Source organism: Pseudomonas jinjuensis (genome assembly GCF_900103845.1).
Taxonomy (GTDB): domain Bacteria; phylum Pseudomonadota; class Gammaproteobacteria; order Pseudomonadales; family Pseudomonadaceae; genus Pseudomonas; species Pseudomonas jinjuensis.
This window is the reverse complement of record NZ_FNIJ01000008.1, coordinates 45,736-64,822: the sequence shown is the minus strand read 5'-3', so window position 1 is coordinate 64,822 and position 19,087 is coordinate 45,736. Positions and strand designations below refer to the sequence as shown.

Here is a 19,087-nt window from a genome sequence, read left to right as displayed (position 1 = left end):
CGTTGTTATTGTGCTGCGGCCCTTCGAGGGGCCGTGAGTGCTTGAGGGGTAGGATACCCCGCAACCCTTGTGCTTTCAGAGTCTTTCGATGATCAGCGCGATGCCCTGGCCGACGCCGATGCACATGGTGCACAGCGCGTAGCGGCCGCCGCGTTCCTCCAGCTCATGCAGGGCGGTGGTGACCAGGCGCGCGCCGCTCATGCCGAGGGGATGGCCGAGGGCGATGGCGCCGCCGTTGGGGTTGACCCGGGCGTCGTCGTCCTGCAGGCCGAGTTCACGCAGGACTGCGAGGCCCTGGGCGGCGAAGGCTTCGTTCAGCTCGATCACGTCCATGTCGGCCAGGCTCAGGCCGGTCTGCTGCAGCACCTTGCGGGTCGCCGGCAGCGGGCCGATGCCCATGATCCGCGGCTCGCAGCCGGCGGTGGCCATGCCGACCACCCGTGCGCGGGCTTTCAGGCCGTGGCGTTTCGCGGCTTGCGGGCTGGCCAGCAGCAGGGCGCAGGCGCCGTCGTTGACGCCGGAGGCGTTGCCGGCGGTGACGCTGCCGCCCTCGCGGAACGGCGTGCCGAGTTTGGCCAGCTGTTCCAGGGTGGTGTCGCCGCGCGGATGCTCATCCTGCTCGACCACCCTGGCCGGGCCTTTGCGCTGCGGGATTTCCACCGGGACGATTTCCTTCGCCAGACGGCCGTTGGCCTGGGCGGCGGCGGCCTTCTGCTGGCTGCGCACGGCGAAGGCGTCCTGGTCGGCGCGGGAGATGTCGAACTGCTCGGCGACGTTCTCCGCGGTTTCCGGCATGGAGTCGATGCCGAACCGCTGCTTCATCAGCGGGTTGACGAAGCGCCAGCCGATGGTGGTGTCGAAGATTTCCGCCGAGCGGGAGAAGGCCTGTTCCGCCTTGCCCATGACGAAGGGCGCGCGGGACATGGACTCCACGCCGCCGGCGAGCATCAGCCCGGCTTCGCCGCAGCGGATGGCGCGGGCGGCGCTGCCGACGGCATCCAGACCCGAGCCGCACAGGCGGTTGAGGGTGGTGCCGGGCACGCTGACCGGCAGCCCGGCGAGCAGGGCGCACATGCGCGCGACGTTGCGGTTGTCCTCGCCGGCCTGGTTGGCGCAGCCGTAATAGACGTCGTCGACGGCGCTCCAGTCCAGTTCCGGGTGGCGCTGGATCAGGGCGCGCAGCGGCACCGCACCGAGGTCGTCGGCCCGCACTGCGCTCAGCGCGCCGGCGAAGCGGCCGATGGGCGTGCGCACGGCGTCGATGATCAGGGCGTCGTTGAGAAGGGTTTCACTCATCGGAGGTCTCCTGCGCCAGCACGGTGCCGCGCACTTTGTAGGATTTGCCGTGGAACAGGACGATCAGCTGTCCGTGCTGGTTTTCGATGCGCACGTCGTAGTTGCCGGTGCGCCCGCTGCGGCTCTGCTCGATGGCCGTGGCGGTAAGCAGGTCGTCGAGCCGGGCGGGCGCGACGTAGTCGATGCTGCAGCCGAGGCCCACGGTCGCTTCGTCGTAGCTGTTGCAGGCGAAGGCGAAGGCCGAGTCGGCGAGGGCGAACAGGTAGCCGCCGTGGCAGGTGCCGTGGCCCTGGATCATGTCCTCGCGCACGCGCATCGACAGGCTGGCGCGGCCGGGACCGGCGGACAGCAGGTTCATGCCCATGCGCCGGCTGGCCTGGTCGCGCTCGAACATCGCGTTTGCGCAGGCTTCGGCGAGACGCTGCGGATCAGTCATGGAAGTTCCTCCCCTCGGCATCCAGGCGGCGCAGCAGCAGCGACGGGCGATAGCGTTCCTCGCCGTAGGCGCGCTGCAGGTTGTCCAGCACGCGCAGCACCTGGCCGACGCCGATGCGGTCGGCCCAGGCCAGCGGGCCCTGCGGATAATTCACCCCGGCGCACATCGCCAGGTCGATGTCGGCGGCGGTGCCGACGCCCTGCAGCACGGCGTCGGCGCCTTCGTTGGCGAGCATGGCGACGGTGCGCAGCACGGCCAGGCCGGGAATGTCGGCCAGCGCGGTGACCTTCAGGCCGGCGCGCTGCAGCAGGGCGACGGCCTGCTCGCGGGCGGTGTCGCTGGTGTCCGCCGACCAGCTGATGCCGATGCGGCTGGCCCTGGCGTAGTCCAGCGCCAGGTCGATCAGCAGCAGGTTGCGCAGGCCGTCCTCGCGGGCGCGCTGGCTGGCCAGGCGGCCGTCGGAGAGGGCCAGTACGGCGTCGCCGACGCGCAGCAGGCCGGCGCCGTCGCGGCGGACGATGCTGACGCCGCTGTCCTGCAGGCGTTGCAGCAGGCCGTTGGCGACACCGAGGTCGCCTTCCACGGCGCAGCTATCCACCAGGGCGGCGCTGCTCAGTTCGGCCGGCTGTGGGCGTAAAGCGCCTTCGGCGTAGTCGTAGAAGCCGCGACCGCTCTTGCGACCGAGGCGGCCGGCGTCGACCAGTTCCTTCTGGATCAGCGAGGGCTGGAAGCGGAAGTCGCCGTAGTAGGCGTCGAACACCGAGCAGGTCACGGCGTAGTTGACGTCGTGGCCGATCAGGTCGGTCAGCTCGAAGGCGCCCATGCGGAAGCCGCCGGCATCGCGCAGCAGGGCGTCGAGGCTGGCGCAGTCGGCCGCGCCTTCCTGCAGCAGGCGCAGGCTTTCGGCGTAGAACGGGCGGGCGACGCGGTTGACGATGAAGCCGGGTGTGGAGCGCGCGTGCACCGGCTTCTTGCCCCAGGCGCGGGCGGTGGCGTGCAGGCATTCGGCGATGGCCGGATCGCTGTCCAGGCCGGAGACGATCTCCACCAGCGCCATCAGCGGCGCCGGGTTGAAGAAGTGCATGCCGGCCACGCGGCGCGGATTGTTCAGGCCGGCGGCGAGGCTGGTGATGGACAGCGACGAGGTGTTGCTGGCGAGGATGCAGTCGTCCGCGCACAGCGCTTCCAGCTGGCGCAGCAGGCCGCGCTTGACCTCCAGGTTCTCGACGATGGCCTCGATCACCAGCCGGGCGTCGGCCAGTTCCTCGATGGCAGCGGCGGCCTGCAGGCGCGCAACGCTGGCGCTGCGGGCCTCGGCGGTGAGCCTGCCTTTCTCGACCAGGCGGCCGAGCTGGCGGTCGATGCCTTCGATGGCCTGGGCGGCGGTGCCGGGACGGGCATCGAAGAGGCGCACCGGATGGCCGGCCTGGGCGGCGACCTGGGCGATGCCGGCGCCCATGGCGCCCGCGCCGATGACGGCGACTGTTGCGGTTCTGTCGAGAGCGGCCATGGGTCAGCGTCCCTTGAACTGCGGGGTGCGTTTTTCCATGAAGGCGCCGACGCCTTCGCGGTAGTCCTCGCTGCGGCCGGCGAGACGCTGCAGGTCGCGCTCGACATCGAGCTGCGCGTCGAAGTCGTTGCCGAGGCTGGCATTCAGCGCGCGCTTGATCAGCGCCAGGCCGTAGGTCGGCTGGGTGGCCAGGTGGCGCGCCAGTTTCAGCGCTTCGTCGCGCAGTTCGGCGTCTTCCACCACGCGATGGATCAAGCCCCACTGCTGCGCCTGTTCGGCGGGGAGACGATCGCCGAGCAGCATCAGCGCCTTGGCGCGGGCCATGCCGACCAGGCGCGGCAGGGTCCAGGTGCCGCCGGAATCCGGGATCAGGCCGATCCTGCAGAAGGCCTGGATGAAGCTGGCGGAACGGGCGGCCAGCACCAGGTCGCAGGCCAGCGGGATGTTCGCGCCGGCGCCTGCGGCCACGCCGTTGACCGCGCAGATCACCGGCAGCGGCAGGTCGCGCAGGGTGCGGATCAGCGGGTTGTAGAACTTCTCGATGGACTCGCCGAGGTCCGGCATGGCCGCGCCCGGCGCGACATTGCGGTCGCCCAGGTCCTGGCCGGCGCAGAAGCCGCGGCCTTCGCCGGTGAGCAGCAGCACGCGCACGTCCGGGTTCTGCCGCACCTGCCTGAGCGCCTCGCGCACTTCGCCATGCATCTGCGCGTTGAAGCTGTTCAGCTGCTCCGGGCGGTTGAGGCTGAGGAGGGCGACGCCGTCCTCGATGGAAAACAGGATGTGCTCGAAAGTCATCGACGGTATCGCTCCATCTATAGAGGTGGAAAACGGGGGATCAGTTGCCCTGGCTGTCAGTTGCCCAAGAAGTGGGCGCGGCGTTTTTCCTGGAAGGCGCGGATGCCTTCCTCGCGGTCGCGGGTGCCGGCCAGCAGGGTGAAGGCGTGGCGTTCGAAGCGCAGGCCGCTGGCGAGGTCGGTATCCAGCGCCTTGAGCAGCGCTTCCTTGGCCAGGCGCACGGCCAGTGGGGCCTTCTGCGCGATGCTGCCGGCGATCTGCAGGGCGCGTTCGACGGTGAGTTCGGGCTGGGTGACTTCGCTGACCAGGCCGGCGCGCTGGGCGTGGCGGGCGTCGATGGCTTCGCCGGTGAGCACCATCTGCATGGCCAGGGACTTGCCCACGGCGCGCAGCAGACGCTGGGTGCCGCCTGCGCCGGGCATGATGCCGAGGTTGATTTCCGGCTGGCCGAAGCGGGCGTCTTCGCCGGCGACGAGGATGTCGGCGTGCATGGCCAGTTCGCAGCCGCCGCCGAGGGCGAAGCCGTTGACCGCGGCGATCAGCGGCTTGGAGAAGCCGGCGATGCGCTGCCAGTGGGCGACGCGCGGGTCATTGAGGATGCCGACCAGGTCGCGCTCGGCCATTTCGCGGATATCGGCGCCGGCGGCGAACGCCTTGCGGCTGCCGGTCAGCACCACGGCGCGGGTTTCGGCGTCCTGTTCGGCGCTGTCCAGTTCGGCGGCCAGTTCGCCGAGCAGTTCGGTGTTCAGCGCGTTGAGGGCCTCGGGACGCTGCAGGGTGATCAGGCGCACGCCCGGCAGGGGAGTCGAGACGACAAGGGTACGAGGCATCTGCATGTCCTCAGGCTGCACGCACGGCATCGCTGGCCGGCTCATTGTTGGAATCGCGGGTATGCCCTGCGTCAGGCGGAGGTATCCCGGGTTTTCCGCAGTATATGCCTAAAGTGATACAAAACAACAATAGTGATTTGTGTTTATGTGTCCTGTATTGGGTGGGTTCGAAAGCGCCATGATCCATTCGGAAAGCAGCTGGAGGCTTTGTTTTGCTGGGGTTGAAGCCGGGAAAGCCGTTTGTCGGCGACGCCCGGGATGGGGTGTGGAAGTGATACGGCAGACGGTTCTTTCCCGTCGCAAAATGATGTGATACAAGATTCACACGAAAACTGATCGCTTTGCGAAGTATTTCGTCCATTGCGCTGCGTGCACCGCCACAACTACTAGAAGAGGAATTCCCCATGTCGTCCGCCGCCCAGGCCTCCGCCCTCGAACTGTTCGAACATCACCGCGCCACCCTGGAGCGCGCCGTGGAAGCCATCGTCCGCCGCGACTACTGGTCGCCCCACGGGGAAAGCCTCAAGCAGTACCCGGAAGAGTCGGTGAAGGGCGCCCAGGCGGCGTTCGACGGATTGCTCAACCGTCATTTCGAGCTGCAGGGACCGAAAGCCGTCGGCCGCATTGGCGCCGAGCGCTCCCCCTACGGCTTCGATCTCGGCGTGACCTACGACCAGTACGACCGCGAGGAACTGCTGACCCGCATGCAACAGGCGCTGCCGGCCTGGCGCGACGCCGGCGCCAAGGCGCGCGTCGGCGCCTGCCTGGAAATCGTCAGGCGCCTCGCCGCGCTGAGCCCGACCATGGCCCACGCGGTGATGCACACCAGCGGGCAGGGCTACATGATGGCGTTCCAGGCCGGCGGCGCCCATGCCCAGGACCGCGCCCTGGAGGCGCTGGCCTACGCCTGGCGCGCCATGGCCGAAGTGCCGGAAGCGGCGTGCTGGACCAAGCCGCAGGGCAAGGCCGATCCGCTGGTGCTGGACAAGCGCTGGCATATCGTCCCGCGCGGCCTGTCGCTGGTGATCGGCTGCGCCACCTTTCCGACCTGGAACACCTACCCGGGCCTGTTCGCCAGCCTGGTCACCGGCAACCCGGTGCTGGTCAAGCCGCACCCGGCGGCGATCCTGCCGGTGGCGATGAGCGTCAGGGTGGCGCAGGACGTGCTCGGCGAGCTGGGCTTCGATCCGGCGCTGGTCAGCCTGGTGGTGGATAGCGCCGAGGCACCCGTGAGTCAGGTGCTGGCCCTCGACCCGCGGGTCAAGCTGGTCGACTTCACCGGTTCCAGCACCTTCGGCAACTGGCTGGAAGAAAATGCCCGCCAGGCCCAGGTATTCACCGAGAAGGCCGGCGTCAACAGCGTCATCATCGACAGCGTGCGCGACCTCAAGGCCGCGGCGCGCAACCTGGCCTTCAGCCTCAGCCTGTATTCCGGGCAGATGTGCACCACCACCCAGGCCATCTATGTGCCGCGCGGCGGCATCCGCAATGGCGAGGAGCGCGTCAGTTTCGACGCGGTCGCCCAGGCGCTGGCCTCCGCCGTGCGCGGCTTCCTTGCCGATAACGAGCGTGCCTGTGGCGTGCTCGGCGCGATCCAGTCCGAGGCGACCGCCGAGCGCATCCTCGCCTGCCGCGAGCTGGGCGAAATCCTGCTGGACAGCGAGAGCCGCGAACATCCGCAGTTCCCCGGCGCCCGCGTGCGCACGCCGCTGCTGCTCAAGGTGGATGCCGCTGACCGCGCAGCCTTCGGTGAGGAGCGCTTCGGCCCGATCGCCTTCGTCATCGCTACCGACGACAGCGCCCACAGCCTGCAGGTGGCCGGCGAGGTACTGAAGGAGAAGGGCGCCATGACCCTCGGCGTGTACTCCACCGACGCCGAATTCCTCGACCGCGCGGAAACCTTCGCCCAGGAAGTGGCGGTGGCGCTGTCGGTGAACCTCGACGGTGGCGTGTTCGTCAACCAGTCGGCGGCCTTCAGCGACTTCCACGCCACCGGCGGCAACCCCGCGGCGAACGCCTCGATCACCGGCGGCGCCTTCGTCACCCGGCGCTTCGTGGTGGTGCAGAGCCGCCGTCACGCACCGGTGGAGGGCGCCTGACATGCCGTGCTACAGCCTGGAAGGGGTTACCCCGGTGGTTCACCCGAGCGCCTATGTGCATCCGACCGCCGTGCTGATCGGCGACGTGATCGTCGGTCCGGGCTGCTATATCGGTCCGCTGGCGGCATTGCGCGGCGATTTCGGGCGGATCGTCCTGGAAGAGGGCGCCAACCTGCAGGATACCTGCGTGATGCACGGCTTCCCGGACAGCGACACCGTGGTCGAGCGCAACGGCCACATCGGTCACGGCGCGGTGCTGCACGGCTGCGTCATCGGCGCCGACGCGCTGGTGGGGATGAACGCGGTGGTGATGGACAAGGCGCGCATCGGCGAACGCTCCATCGTCTCCGCCGCCGCCTTCGTCAAGGCCGGCTTCGAATGCCCGCCGCAGAGCCTGGTGATGGGCGCGCCGGCGGCGGTGAAACGCCAGCTCAGCGACGACGAGGTGGCCTGGAAGCAGCGCGGCACCCGCGAGTACCAGGAACTGACCCGGCGCTGCCTGGCGAGCATGGTCGAGTGCCAGCCGCTGGCGGAAGTGGAGGCCGGGCGTCCGCGCATGGGCGACTCGGGCTTCCGTCCGAAAGGGGCAAAACCCCTATGACCGTTGCGGTTCGCACCAATGGCAAGGCGGGGCGGCGGACAGGTATAGTCGGGGCTTTGACCGCGCCCAGCCCGACCATGACCGCCCTCGCTCCGCTGAACCAGTTGATCACCCGCTTCCAGGAACAGACGCCGATCCGCGCCAGTTCGCTGATCATCACCCTTTACGGCGATGCCATCGAACCCCACGGCGGTACCGTCTGGCTGGGCAGCCTGATCAACCTGCTGGAGCCGATCGGCATCAACGAGCGGCTGATCCGCACCTCGATCTTCCGCCTGACCAAGGAAGACTGGCTGACCGCCGAGAAGGTCGGCCGGCGCAGCTACTACAGCCTGACCGGCACCGGCCGGCGGCGCTTCGAGAAGGCCTTCAAGCGGGTCTACAGCTCCAGCCTGCCGGCCTGGGACGGTTCCTGGACCCTGGTGATGCTCTCCCAGTTGGCCGCGGACAAGCGCAAGCAGGTGCGCGAGGAACTGGAATGGCAGGGCTTCGGCGCCATCGCCCCGACCGTGCTGGCCTGCCCGCGCTGCGACCGCGCCGACCTGGTGACCACCCTGCAGGACCTGGAAGCGCTGGACGACAGCATCGTCTTCGAGACCCACGCCCAGGACGTGCTGGCTTCCCGCGCCATGCGCCTGCAGGTGCGCGAAAGCTGGAACATCGACGAGCTGGCGAGCCACTACAGCGAGTTCATCCGCCTGTTCCGCCCGCTCTGGCAGGTGCTGCGCGAGCAGGACAACCTGCAGCCGTCGGACTGTTTCCTCGCCCGCACCCTGCTGATCCACGAATACCGCCGGCTGCTCCTGCGCGATCCGCAGCTGCCGGACGAACTGCTGCCCGGCGACTGGGAAGGTCGCGCGGCGAGACAGCTGTGTCGCAATATCTACCGGCTGATCTTCGCCAGGGCGGAAGAGTGGCTGAACGACAACCTGGAAACCGCCGACGGCCCGCTGCCGGACGTGGGCGAAAGCTTCTACCGTCGTTTCGGCGGATTGAAGTGATATTGGCCTGAAAAGTGCCTTACCCTGCGCACCTGCCGCAGGGTAAGTGGCCGGCCGATGACGATCCGCTCAACGAAGCGGACGCTGATAACAACAATGAACGCGAGGCCTTGCTGTCATGAGTACCTCACACCAGATCAGGGGCGATGCCTTCGAGGCATGGCTCGGCCGGATCAACCAGGCCTGCGGGCGCTTCGCCGCGCGCACCCTGGGGCCGGAATTCCGCAGCGAACTCAGGGAGTTCCAGGGCGGCGCCATCAAGCTGAGCCAGGTCGAACTGGCCCACATCAATCTCTACCGGACCCGCACGGAAGTGGCGGCCGGCGCCAGCAACAACTACTACGCGGTGTTCCAGCTCGATGGCCGTTCGCGCCTGGAGCAGGGCGACAACCGCGTGGAACTGGCCGCGGGCGACATCACCCTGATCGACGCCAGCCAGCCGAGCAGCATGACCTACCTGGAAGACGCCCGTCAGGTCTCGCTGATCGTGCCGCGCCAGGTGTTCGAGCGTGCGCGGCTCAACAGCGTCAGCTGCGCCACGCGCATCCCCGGCAGCGCGCCGATCGCCCTGCTGGCGAACAATCTGGTCCGTGAAGTCAGCCGCCACGACGGCCTCGGTATGCAGGAAAGCGAGGCCACCCTCGACGCCCTGGTCAGCCTGCTGCGCCCGGCGATCAGCGCCCAGGAAAGCGAGTGCGACAGCCATGAGCGGCTGTTCCGCAAGGCGGTGGCCTTCATCGACGAGCACATCAGCGCCGAGGAACTCTGCCCGGAACTGATCGCCCGCGAGGTCGGCGTCTCCGTGCGCGGCCTGTACCGGATGTTCTCGAAGAAGGGCACGGTCGTCGCCCAGTACATCAAGAACCGCCGCCTGGACTTCTGCGCCGAGTCCCTGCGCAACGCGCACTTCGAGCAGAAGCTGTCGGCGCTGGGGTATGCCTGGGGGTTCTCGGATTCCAGCTACTTCTCCACGGCGTTCAAGTCGCGGTTTGGCGTTTCGCCGGGCGAGTATCGCAAGCGCTACACCCAGTAGGGCGGGTGCAACCCGCCGCAAGGGACATGGCCATGTCTTTTCCGTACAAGCGGGCCATGCCCGCGACCATCGGTACGGCGAAGATTTCGCGGGCATGGCCTGCTCCTACATGGAGTCGCGTCGCCCCTGAAGCACGCACAGAACCTGTAGGAGCCAGCTTGCTGGCGATTGCCGTGTTCTCCTTCCACGCCGACGCTTAGGGAAAACCTGGATCGCCAGCAAGCTGGCTCCTACAGGTATGGCGTCAAACGGGCCATGAGCAGCCACGTAGGGCATAACGCACCAGCGCTATCCGCCATCCCATCGGCGTGGCCTTATCGGCGGATGAAGCGTTCCGCCTCATGCGCCCTACATCAGCGGTTGGCCATGGCGTAAAGACAGTTGCTCCTACAGGTTTGTTGGATCCCCGCGTTCGCGTGGAATCCAGTCCCGTAGGGCGCATAACGCGCCAGCGTTATCCGCCAACCTCCGCTGACGGCGAATGAAGCGTTCCGCTTCATTCGCCCTACGCCCACCAGACAACTCGCCTTCCTGGCACCCCCAACAACACAACTGGCACACAGAAAAAATCCCGCCCCCCGTGCACCAGTAACAATCCCCCTCGACCAGCGCGAATCCCTCGCGCGCGCCGGCGTGCTTCCCCGCCGGCCAGATCATCCGAGGTGGAACCCCGATGTCCTTCCACGAAACCCTCAAGGCCGCCGCCGGCGCACTGCTGCTGGCGCTGGCCGCCACGCAGACCGCCGTCGCCGCGACCGCCACCTGCCCGGCCGCCGAAGCCGAGCAGGGCCAGACCGTCTTCGCCCGCGACTGCTCCATGTGCCACGCCGCCAGCAAGGAAGGCCCGGGAATGATGGGCCCCAACCTGCACGGCGTGGTCGGCCGCATGTCCGGCTCGCTGGCCGGCTTCAGCTATTCCGAAGCGATGAAGACCAGGGGCGCGGCCTGGTCCCGCGACAGCCTCGATGCCTTCATCGCCCAGCCGCAGTCCGCGGTTCCCGGCACCTACATGCCCTTCGCCGGTCTCGCCGACGCAGCCGAGCGCCGCGCCGTGACCTGCTGGCTCAGCCGGCAGCACTGAACCCTTTTGCCAGGAGTGAACATGAGCACTACCGAAATCCTGCCCCAGGTAAGCGAATTCCTCAGCCGCCGCCATGGCTGTTTCATCGATGGCGCCTGGGTCGTCACCGATGGTCCGACTTCCGACGTACTCAACCCGGCCACCGGCGAAGTCATCGCCCGGGTCGCCGACATCGACAGCGAACTGCTCGACCGCGCCGTGCGTTCGGCCCATGCGGCATTCAAGTCGCGCGTGTGGTCCGACCTGCGTCCGGCCGACCGCGAACGCATCCTGCTGCGCTTCGCCGACCTGGTGGAGCAGAACGGCGAGGAACTGGCCCAGCTGGAAACCCTCAGCCAGGGCAAGTCGATCAACCTGTCGCGCATGCTGGACGTCGGCGCCACCGTCGAGTTCATGCGCTACATGGCCGGCTGGGCGACGAAGATCGAAGGCACCACCATGGACGTGTCCATCCCGCTGCCGCCGGGCGCCCGCTTCACCGCCTACACCCGCCGCGAGCCGGTTGGCGTGGTGGCCGGCATCGTGCCGTGGAACTTCCCGATGATGATCGCCATCTGGAAACTGATGCCGGCGCTGGCCACCGGCTGCACCGTGGTGATCAAGCCCGCCAGCGAAACCCCGCTGACCGCCCTGCGCCTCGCCGAACTGGCCTTCGAGGCTGGCGTGCCGGCCGGCGTGTTCAACCTGGTCACCGGTGGCGGCGCCACCGTGGGTGGCGGCCTGGCCTCGCACCCGCTGATCAGCAAGGTCTCGTTCACCGGCTCAACCGCGGTGGGCCGCAGCGTCGGCATCGCCGCCATGCAGAACATGACCCGCTTCGCCCTGGAACTGGGCGGCAAGAACCCGATGATCGTGCTGGCCGATGCGGATATCGACAAGGCCGTACAGGGCGCGCTGCTCGGCGGTCTGCTGAACAACGGCCAGGTCTGCGCCGCCGCCTCGCGCTTCTACGTGCATGAATCGCGTTACGCCGAGTTCGTCGAGAAGCTCGGCGCCGCCGTGAGCGGCATGAGCCTGGGCGCCGGGATGGACGCCAGCGCGCAGGTCAATCCGCTGGTCTCGCGCAAGCAGCAGCAGAGCGTGCTCAAGCACATCGAAACCGCCCGCCGCGAAGGCGCGCGCGTGGTCTGTGGCGGCGCGGCGGGCGAGGGCGATGGCTTCTACGTCCAGCCGACCATCCTCGCCGACGTGACCCAGAAGATGGCCATCGCCCGCGACGAAGTCTTCGGCCCGGTGCTCGGCGTACTGCCGTTCAGCGACGAGGATGAGGCCATCGAGATGGCCAACGACAGCGAATACGGCCTGGGCGCCAGCCTGTGGACCAACGACCTGACCAAGGCGATGAACCTGGTGCCACGCATCGAGTCCGGCACCGTATGGGTCAACGCCCACGTGCTGCTCGACCCGAGCATGCCGTTCGGCGGGGTCAAGCAGTCCGGCATGGGGCGTGAGTTCGGCCGTGCTGTGGTCGAGGCCTATACCGAGGTCAAGTCGGTGTGCATCGCGCACTGACAGAGCAAGTTCGCGTTCCACCTCTCGGCAGGCCGGTTGGCCTGCTTTTTTTTTGTGCGTGACATCGTGACGGGTCGCGGGCATGGCCCGCTCCTACACAGGGTTTGCGTGCTTGGTGTGGGTGGTGGATGTAGGGCGAATGAAGCGGAACGCTTCATCCGCCGTTAGCGCAGGTCGGTGGATAACGCTGGCGCGTTATGCACCCTACAAAAGCGCGGTGCCCACTTCATCAGGCTCTCGGCAACGAAAAACAGAACATCGCCCCGCACGGCTCGACGTTCTCAGCCCAGATATCCCCGCGATGCCGGCCAATGATGTTCCTGCACAGCGCCAACCCGATGCCGTTGCCGCTGACCTTGGAGCTGAAGAACCCGTCGAACAGCTTCTCCCGTGCTCCCGCATCGATGCCTCGTCCGCGATCCTCCACGCAGAGTTGCACGCGATCACCCACAGCGCGGGTATGGATGCGCAGCACGCGGCGCTCGGCGGAGAGGTCGGCCATTTCCTCGATGGCGTTGAATGCCAGGTTGAGAATCACCTGTCCGACCAGCACCTTCTCGCAGCTCACTGGCAGCGGTTCGGCGCCCGGTTCCACTTCCAGGCGCACGCCGGCGTCCTGCGCCTTGAGGCTGATGAAGTAGCGCGTCTCCTGCAGCAGGTCGTTGAGGTCGACGACCTGCTCGGCCTGCTCCAGCTTCACCACGTATTCGCGCACGCTCTTGATGATCTCCGAGGCGTGTTCGATCTGCCGTACCGCGCTGTCCAGGCCCCAGGCCACCGAGGGATCGATCTCGCCCTGCTGGCCGAGGCGGATGGAGGTGCCCTCGATGAAGTTGCGCGTCGCCGCCAGCGGCTGGCTCAGTTCGTGGGCGATGGCCACGGCCATCTCGCCCATGGCGTTGTAGCGCGCCAGGTATTCCAGCTTGCGTTCGCTCTGCCGGCGCGCTTCCTCGGCGCGGACCTGTTCGGTGACGTCGCGGAACAGCAGCAGGTGGCCGACCAGGTCGTCCTCGATCTCGATATAGCGGCAGGTCGCGTGGTGCCAGCGCCATTCGCCGTCGCGACGCCGCAGGTGGTAATGCACGCTGTAGGGCGTGCGGTCCGGCGGGTCCAGTTGCAGGCGGCGGACCAGCCGGTCGCGGGATTCGTCGTCGCACCAGGCGAGGAAGTTCTCGCCGAGCAGCGCCTGTTCGTCGCCTTCCAGCAGGCGCGCGGCGGATTCGCTGAGGAAGCGGATATCGCCTTCCGGGCCGAGCACCGCGACGCCCTCGGCAAGGTCCTGCATGAAGGTGTGCAGGCGGCTCTCGAAGCGCCGCAGGTCGCGCTTGACCTGTTCCTCGCGGGAGATGTCGCGGAACTGCACCATCAGCACGTCGCGTTCAGCCAGGTGCACCAGGGTGGCGACCGCCTCGGCGAGGATTTCCTCGCCCTGCTTGGAGCGGTAGCACCACTCGATGGCGCGCTGGCCGGTGCGCGCGGCGCGTTCCAGCCAGCGCAGGCCGATCGAGCGGCGGTACTGCGGCGCGTGCTTGGTCATGTCCGGCGCCTTCAGCGGGATCAGTTCCTCCAGGGTGAAGCCGAGCATCTGCAGGGCGGCGCGGTTGGCCCAGAGGATCTCCTTGGTCTGCGCGTCGTGCAGGAGGATGCACAGCGGCATGGCTTCGATCAGTTGCTGGAAGTCTTTCTCGGCGGGCTGCATGTCGTGGCTCTCGCGGTGTACCTGCCCGTTATACCCGAGTGCCCGCCCGGCGACGCTCGGAAGTTACCAGCGCGGGACTAGGGGATTTCCTTAGTCGCCGGGCTGCACGCCCCAATAGTTGGGCCTCGGTTGCGCTCCATACACTGGCTTCAATCGCCGCCCAGGCGGCATGGCCCCGACCAAGAACAACAGAACAACAACGGAGATGACGCCCATGCTGAACCCAGCCGTCGCCGCGCCAGAAGCACCCTGCGGAACCGTCGCGGACTTCGAGCAGGTTCTCGACGAGGTGCGTCGGCGCCGCCAGGAATTCGACCTGCGCACCCACGTCCCGCGCGACATGATCGAGCGCTTCAAGGAGGTCGGCATCTATCGCTCCGCCACGCCGAAATGCTTCGGCGGCGACGCGATACCGCCGGCCGAATTCCTGCGCCTGATCGAACGCATCTCGGAAGCCGATGGCTCCGCCGGCTGGGTCGCCAGCTTCGGCAGCGCCAGCACCTATCTCGCCGCTTTGCCGAAGGAAAGCCAGGCCGAACTGTATGCCCATGGTCCCGACCTGGTGTTCGCCGGCGGCCTGTTCCCGCTGCAACCGGCGGAGCAGGTGGAAGGCGGCTGGAAGGTCACCGGCACCTGGAAATTCGCCAGCGGCTGTAAGGGCGCCGACGTGCTCGGTGTCGGCATCGGCGCCGCCGGTCCGGGTGGACGCCCGCGTACCGCGCTGCTGCCGGCCAGTCGTGTGGAAATCATCGAGAACTGGGACGTGGTCGGCCTGAAAGGTACCGGCAGCCATGACCTGCGTCTCGAAGGCGCCTTCGTCGAAGACCGCTGGACCTTCATCCGCGGCGGCGAAGCGACCATCGACGAGCCTCTCTACCGCTACCCGACCATCGCCTACGCCGCCCAGGTTCTCGCCGTGGTCAACCTCGGCCTCGGCCGCGCCGCCCTCGATGAAGTGACGCGCATGGCCTCCGGCGGCGGCATCACCGGCGCGCCCAAACTGGCCGACCGCGCCTACGTGCGCATCGAGGTGGGCAAGGCGGAAGCCGACCTGCGCGCCGCGCGCAGCTTCTTCTACGACGCCACCGAAGAGGTGTGGGAATCCATCCTCGCCGGCAATCCGGTGACGCCCGATCAGGTCAGCCTGCTGCGCCTGGCCGCCGTGCACGTTTCCCGCGCCGGCGCCGCCGCCGTGCAGCGCGCCTACGGCCTTGCCGGCACCTCGGCGATCTACCTGGGCAACCCGCTGCAGCGCTACCTGCGCGATTCCATGGTGGTCACCCAGCACGCCTTCCTCAGCGACGGCATGTACGACGGCGCCGGCGCGGTGTTCCTCGGCGTGCCGCCGATCCCCGGCTACCTGTAACCCGACTCTTCAAGGACTCCAGCATGACCCAGACCACCCAGGAACCCCTGCGCGTACTGTTCTGCATCGGCATCACGCAGAACTTCTTCGACCTGCCCACCGGCGAAGGCCTCGCCGTGTGGAAGGGCTTCAGCCAGATGATGGGCTCGCTCGGCGCGCTGCCCGGCGTGAGCGTGCTCGGCGCGCTGGATGACGACCGCCTGATGGTCGGCGCCTCCACCACCTCGCCGTGGACCGTCTACATCATGGCCGACGTCGACTGCCACCAGAGCGTGATCGACGCCTGCAACCTGTTCCGCACCACGCCGGTGAACGAATACAGCCTGTGGAAGTACGCCAAGGTCGAGGCGCGCATCGGCCGTCCGCTGACCATTCCCGAAGCCGCGCGGACCTGAGCCATGAGCGATCTCGCGAACCTGCAACGCCGCCTGGCCGTGCTCGAAGGGGAGAGCCAGGTGCGCCGCCTGATGGCGCGCTACATGGACCTCTGCGACGTGCCGCGCAGCCCCCGCGCCAGCGAGGCCGAACTGGCCGCGCTGTTCGCCGAGGACGCCGTCTGGGAAGGCGTCGGCCGCGAGACCGCGCAGACCTTCGGCCGCCACCAGGGGCGCGCGGCGGTGGCTGCCTTCGTCGCCGCCTGGCTGCCGCCGTCGCCGCACTTCACGCTGAACCTGCACTTCCTCGCCAGCGAAGCGATTCGCGTGGAAGGCGAGGGCGCGCGTGGGCAGTGGCTGATGCAGCAGATTTCCACCTACGCCGAAGGCCACAGCGAACTGTTCGGCACGCGCCTGGACATCGATTTCCGCTGCGTCGCCGGCACCTGGCAGATCAGCCATTTCCGCACCCGGCGCCTGTACCAGCAGCCGCTCGGCGCGACTCGCGAGGAGCAACCTGCATGAGCGTGTTCGTCAGCGAATTCCAGCTTGGCGGCGACGGTTTGCGCGTCGCGGTCAAGGACAGCATCGACATCGCCGGTCATCCCACCCGCTGCGGCAGCCGCGCGCTGGCCGACGCCGCGCCAGCCGAGCGCAACGCCGACGTGGTCGACGCGGTGCTCGATGCCGGCTGGCGCATCGTCGGCAAGACCAACCTTCACGAACTGGCGTTCGGCGTTACCGGCATCAACGACTGGACCGGCACGCCGGGTAACCCGCAGGCGCCGGAGCGCGTGCCGGGTGGCTCGTCCAGCGGTTCGGCGGTAGCGGTCGCTGCCGGCCTCGCCGATATCGCCCTGGGCACCGATACCGGTGGCTCGGTGCGCGTACCGGCGGCCTGCTGCGGCATCGCCGGCCTGAAGCCGACCTTCGGCCGCGTCAGCTGCGCCGGCGTGCATCCTGCCGCCAGCAGCCTGGACTGCGTCGGCCCGTTCGCCGCGGGCATGGACCATCTGATCGCCGCGATGCAGGTGATCTGCCCGGACTTCGGCGACATCGTCGCCCCCGGTGCCGGAGCGCGTGTGGCGCTGCTCGACGTGGCCGCCGAACCGAACCTGCTGTCGCGCATCGGCGTTGCCGCCGACCGCGCCGGCTGGCGCCGCGGCAGCCTGCGTCTGGAGGGCTTCGACGAAGCCTTCGCCGCCGGCCTGACGGTGATCGATCACGAAAACTGGGCGGCCCTCGGCAGCCTGACCGGCAAGGGCCTGCTGGGCGCCGATGTCGAGCAGCGCCTGCTGGCCGCCAGCCGTACCGACGCTGCCGCGCTTGCCGAGGCGGAGGTCGTACGCCAGCGCTTCAGCCAGGCGGTGGATGCCGCCCTGGAAGACTACGAAGTGCTGCTGCTGCCGACCCTGCCGGGCCTGCCGCCGCTGCTCAGGGAAGCACGCGCCGGTGGGCGGATGGTCGCGGGCATGACCGCCCTGGTGCGGCCATTCAACCTCAGCGGCCACCCGGCGCTGTCGGTGCCGGTGGAACTGGAATGCGGCGGGCTGAAGATCGGCCTGCAGATCGTCGGCCGCAAGGGCGCCGACGAACGTATCTGCGCCTTTGGCGCGCAACTGGAACAAGCACTGGTCGCGGAGCGGCCGGCCAACAGGAAAACGGCTTGAGGAGAAGCGCATGAACCTTATCGCCACATCGCGCAGCGCCGACGAACTGGTCCGGAGCGACCGCGTCGACGTTTCGCTGTACACCGACCCCGCACTGTTCGAGGTCGAGCTGGAAAAGATCTTCTACCGCACCTGGGTGTGGGTCGCCCACGAAAGCGAAGTCCGCAATTCCGGCGACTTCAAGACCGCAACCATCGGCCGTCGCCCGGTGATCGTGGTGCGCGACAAGAAGGGCAAGATCAACGTCCTGGAAAACCGCTGCCGCCACCGTGGCGCCACGGTTTGCGAGAAGCACAAGGGCAACGCCACCGGCTTCACCTGCCCGTACCACAGCTGGTCCTACGCGCTGGACGGCAAGCTGCGCGCGTTGCCGTATCCGGACGGCTACGAGGACATCCTCGACAAGTCCGAGCTGCCGCTGACCAGCCTGCGCGTGGAGAGCTACGCCGGCATGGTCTTCGCCACCTACAACGACGAAGCCGAGCCGCTGGAAGACTTCCTCGGCGGCGCCAGGCACTGGATGGACCTGTTCATGAAGCAGGGCGCCGGCTATCCGATCAAGACCCAGGGCGAACACAAGTTCACCTTCAAGGGCAACTGGAAGATCCAGCTGGAGAACACCACCGACGGCTACCACTTCCCTATCGTGCACAAGTCGTTCATGTCCTCGGTGGATGAGGAAACCGAGGAAATGCTCTCGTTCATGACCGACGAGCAGGCCGTGACCCACGCGCTGGGCAACGGCCACAGCGTGATGGTGATGGTCCCCGAGCACGTCGACCTCGACCATGACGACGGCACGGAGCAGCTGCAGGAGCGCTTCGCCCACGTCACCGAGGAACTGTCGAAGACCATGCCGCCCGAGCAGGTGCGCCGCATCGTGCGTTCGCTGCACGGCGCCGGCTTCAACCTCAACCTGTTTCCCAACGTCGCCATGTCGATGTCGTTCTTCCGCGTGCTGCGGCCGATCTCCGTCACCGAGACGGAAATCCGCCACGTCGCCCTCGGCATGGACGGCGGCCCGGAAATCGCCAACCGCGAGCGCATGCGCATCCACGAGCACTTCCAGGGCCCGTTCGGCTTCGGCAGCCCGGACGACGCCGAGGCCTGGGATCGCGTGCAGCGCGGCGCCCATGCCGGCCCGAACGCACCGATCCTGGTCAACCGCGGCCTGAACCGCGAAGTGATCGCCCAGAACGGCGACAGGGTTTCCCACGCCACCGACGAAGGCGGCATGCGCGAGGCCTATCAAATGTGGAAAAGGATGATGAGCCAATGAGCACTCTCGACACCCTGGACGGTCTGTCCGGCCCGCTGGCCCAGGCCATCGAATTCATCTGGCGCGAGGCCGAGCTGCTGGACCGCAAGGAATACGCCGAGTGGGCGTCGCTGTGGAGCGAGGACGGCATCTACGTGGTGCCGATCGACCCGGACACCACCGACTTCGCCGCCAGCCTCAACTACGCCTACGACGACGCGCGCATGCGCGGCCTGCGCATCGAACGCCTGACCTCCGGCCATTCACCCTCGGCGCTGGACGCGGCGAAGACCGTGCGCAGCGTCTCGCGCTTCCGCCTGGTGGAAGCCGCCGGCGATGTGCTGGAAGTGCGCTCCGCGCAGATCCTCTACGCCTACAAGCGCGGCGTGCACACCCCGTTCGTGGCCGACCTGACCCACCGCATCCGCTTCGGCAACGGCGTCGCCCGCCTGGAGCAGAAGGTGGTGCGCCTGATCAACTCCACCGACGCGCTCGGCGCGCTCGGCTTCCTGCTGTAAGGGGTTTC

18 protein-coding genes are annotated in these 19,087 nt (G+C 68.0%); 12 read left to right on the top strand and 6 right to left on the bottom strand.

Features of this window, described 5'->3' with window-relative positions; translation table 11 throughout:
* Positions 1-75 precede the first annotated feature (75 nt).
* From pcaF to paaF, 5 genes are read right to left on the bottom strand one after another with little or no spacing between them, the layout of a single operon-like run.
* Entirely contained in the window at positions 76-1,296 is a 1,221-nt protein-coding gene (pcaF, locus tag BLR75_RS12960) for a 3-oxoadipyl-CoA thiolase (RefSeq protein WP_084309715.1), read from the bottom strand.
* Positions 1,289-1,732, bottom strand: a complete 444-nt coding sequence (paaI, locus tag BLR75_RS12955) for a hydroxyphenylacetyl-CoA thioesterase PaaI (RefSeq protein WP_084309716.1) — start codon at positions 1,730-1,732, stop codon at positions 1,289-1,291. Before paaI ends, pcaF begins: the two co-directional genes overlap by 8 nt.
* Positions 1,725-3,242, bottom strand: coding sequence for a 3-hydroxyacyl-CoA dehydrogenase PaaH (gene paaH / locus BLR75_RS12950; protein WP_084309717.1), 1,518 nt, complete (start codon positions 3,240-3,242; stop codon positions 1,725-1,727). The genes paaI and paaH overlap by 8 nt, the downstream gene beginning before the upstream one ends.
* A 3-nt stretch (positions 3,243-3,245) precedes the next feature.
* The gene (gene paaG / locus BLR75_RS12945) at positions 3,246-4,037 is read right to left on the bottom strand and encodes a 2-(1,2-epoxy-1,2-dihydrophenyl)acetyl-CoA isomerase PaaG (protein ID WP_084309718.1); all 792 of its coding nucleotides are present in this window, start codon (positions 4,035-4,037) and stop codon (positions 3,246-3,248) included.
* A 56-nt stretch (positions 4,038-4,093) separates the two neighbouring features.
* Positions 4,094-4,867: a 2,3-dehydroadipyl-CoA hydratase PaaF gene (gene paaF / locus BLR75_RS12940; RefSeq protein ID WP_084309784.1), complete on the bottom strand. Its 774-nt coding sequence runs from the start codon at positions 4,865-4,867 to the stop codon at positions 4,094-4,096.
* 404 nt (positions 4,868-5,271) lie between these two features.
* Here paaF and paaN point away from each other — a divergent pair, with 404 nt between their 5' ends.
* The 6 genes from paaN to BLR75_RS12910 all read left to right on the top strand — a co-directional run bounded on the left by paaN (position 5,272) and on the right by BLR75_RS12910 (position 12,194).
* Positions 5,272-6,966: a phenylacetic acid degradation protein PaaN gene (paaN, locus tag BLR75_RS12935; protein ID WP_084309719.1), complete on the top strand. Its 1,695-nt coding sequence runs from the start codon at positions 5,272-5,274 to the stop codon at positions 6,964-6,966.
* Between the two features lies 1 nt (position 6,967).
* Positions 6,968-7,567 (top strand): phenylacetic acid degradation protein PaaY, encoded by a 600-nt coding sequence (paaY, locus tag BLR75_RS12930; RefSeq protein ID WP_084309720.1) that lies wholly within the window; start codon positions 6,968-6,970, stop codon positions 7,565-7,567.
* A 77-nt stretch (positions 7,568-7,644) separates the two neighbouring features.
* Positions 7,645-8,568 (top strand): phenylacetic acid degradation operon negative regulatory protein PaaX, encoded by a 924-nt coding sequence (paaX, locus tag BLR75_RS12925; RefSeq protein ID WP_084309785.1) that lies wholly within the window; start codon positions 7,645-7,647, stop codon positions 8,566-8,568.
* Between the two features lie 118 nt (positions 8,569-8,686).
* Positions 8,687-9,601 (top strand): transcriptional regulator FeaR, encoded by a 915-nt coding sequence (gene feaR / locus BLR75_RS12920; protein WP_084309721.1) that lies wholly within the window; start codon positions 8,687-8,689, stop codon positions 9,599-9,601.
* Positions 9,602-10,274: 673 nt separating this feature from the next.
* The gene (locus BLR75_RS12915) at positions 10,275-10,682 is read left to right on the top strand and encodes a c-type cytochrome (RefSeq protein WP_084309722.1); all 408 of its coding nucleotides are present in this window, start codon (positions 10,275-10,277) and stop codon (positions 10,680-10,682) included.
* Between the two features lie 21 nt (positions 10,683-10,703).
* Positions 10,704-12,194 (top strand): aldehyde dehydrogenase family protein, encoded by a 1,491-nt coding sequence (locus BLR75_RS12910; RefSeq protein WP_084309723.1) that lies wholly within the window; start codon positions 10,704-10,706, stop codon positions 12,192-12,194.
* Between the two features lie 229 nt (positions 12,195-12,423).
* On the opposite strand, the gene BLR75_RS12905 is transcribed toward BLR75_RS12910, so the two are convergent.
* A complete protein-coding gene (locus BLR75_RS12905) occupies positions 12,424-13,893 on the bottom strand; it encodes a PAS domain S-box protein (protein WP_084309724.1) in 1,470 nt (489 codons plus the stop codon).
* A gap of 214 nt (positions 13,894-14,107) precedes the next feature.
* Between BLR75_RS12905 and BLR75_RS12900 the strand changes: the two genes are divergently transcribed.
* Genes BLR75_RS12900 through BLR75_RS12875 form a run of 6 tightly spaced genes read left to right on the top strand, consistent with a single transcriptional unit; the run spans position 14,108 to position 19,079 of the window.
* Positions 14,108-15,259 carry an acyl-CoA dehydrogenase family protein gene (locus tag BLR75_RS12900; protein ID WP_084309725.1) on the top strand — a complete coding sequence of 384 codons (1,152 nt, stop codon included), beginning with the start codon at positions 14,108-14,110 and terminating at the stop codon, positions 15,257-15,259.
* A gap of 23 nt (positions 15,260-15,282) precedes the next feature.
* Entirely contained in the window at positions 15,283-15,654 is a 372-nt protein-coding gene (locus tag BLR75_RS12895) for a hypothetical protein (protein ID WP_084309726.1), read from the top strand.
* 3 nt (positions 15,655-15,657) lie between these two features.
* Positions 15,658-16,158 carry a nuclear transport factor 2 family protein gene (locus tag BLR75_RS12890; RefSeq protein WP_084309727.1) on the top strand — a complete coding sequence of 167 codons (501 nt, stop codon included), beginning with the start codon at positions 15,658-15,660 and terminating at the stop codon, positions 16,156-16,158.
* Positions 16,155-17,303 (top strand): amidase, encoded by a 1,149-nt coding sequence (locus BLR75_RS12885; RefSeq protein WP_084309728.1) that lies wholly within the window; start codon positions 16,155-16,157, stop codon positions 17,301-17,303. Before BLR75_RS12890 ends, BLR75_RS12885 begins: the two co-directional genes overlap by 4 nt.
* 10 nt (positions 17,304-17,313) lie before the next feature.
* Positions 17,314-18,582, top strand: a complete 1,269-nt coding sequence (locus BLR75_RS12880) for an aromatic ring-hydroxylating oxygenase subunit alpha (protein ID WP_084309729.1) — start codon at positions 17,314-17,316, stop codon at positions 18,580-18,582.
* Positions 18,579-19,079 carry an aromatic-ring-hydroxylating dioxygenase subunit beta gene (locus BLR75_RS12875; protein WP_084309730.1) on the top strand — a complete coding sequence of 167 codons (501 nt, stop codon included), beginning with the start codon at positions 18,579-18,581 and terminating at the stop codon, positions 19,077-19,079. Before BLR75_RS12880 ends, BLR75_RS12875 begins: the two co-directional genes overlap by 4 nt.
* Positions 19,080-19,087: the final 8 nt, after the last annotated feature.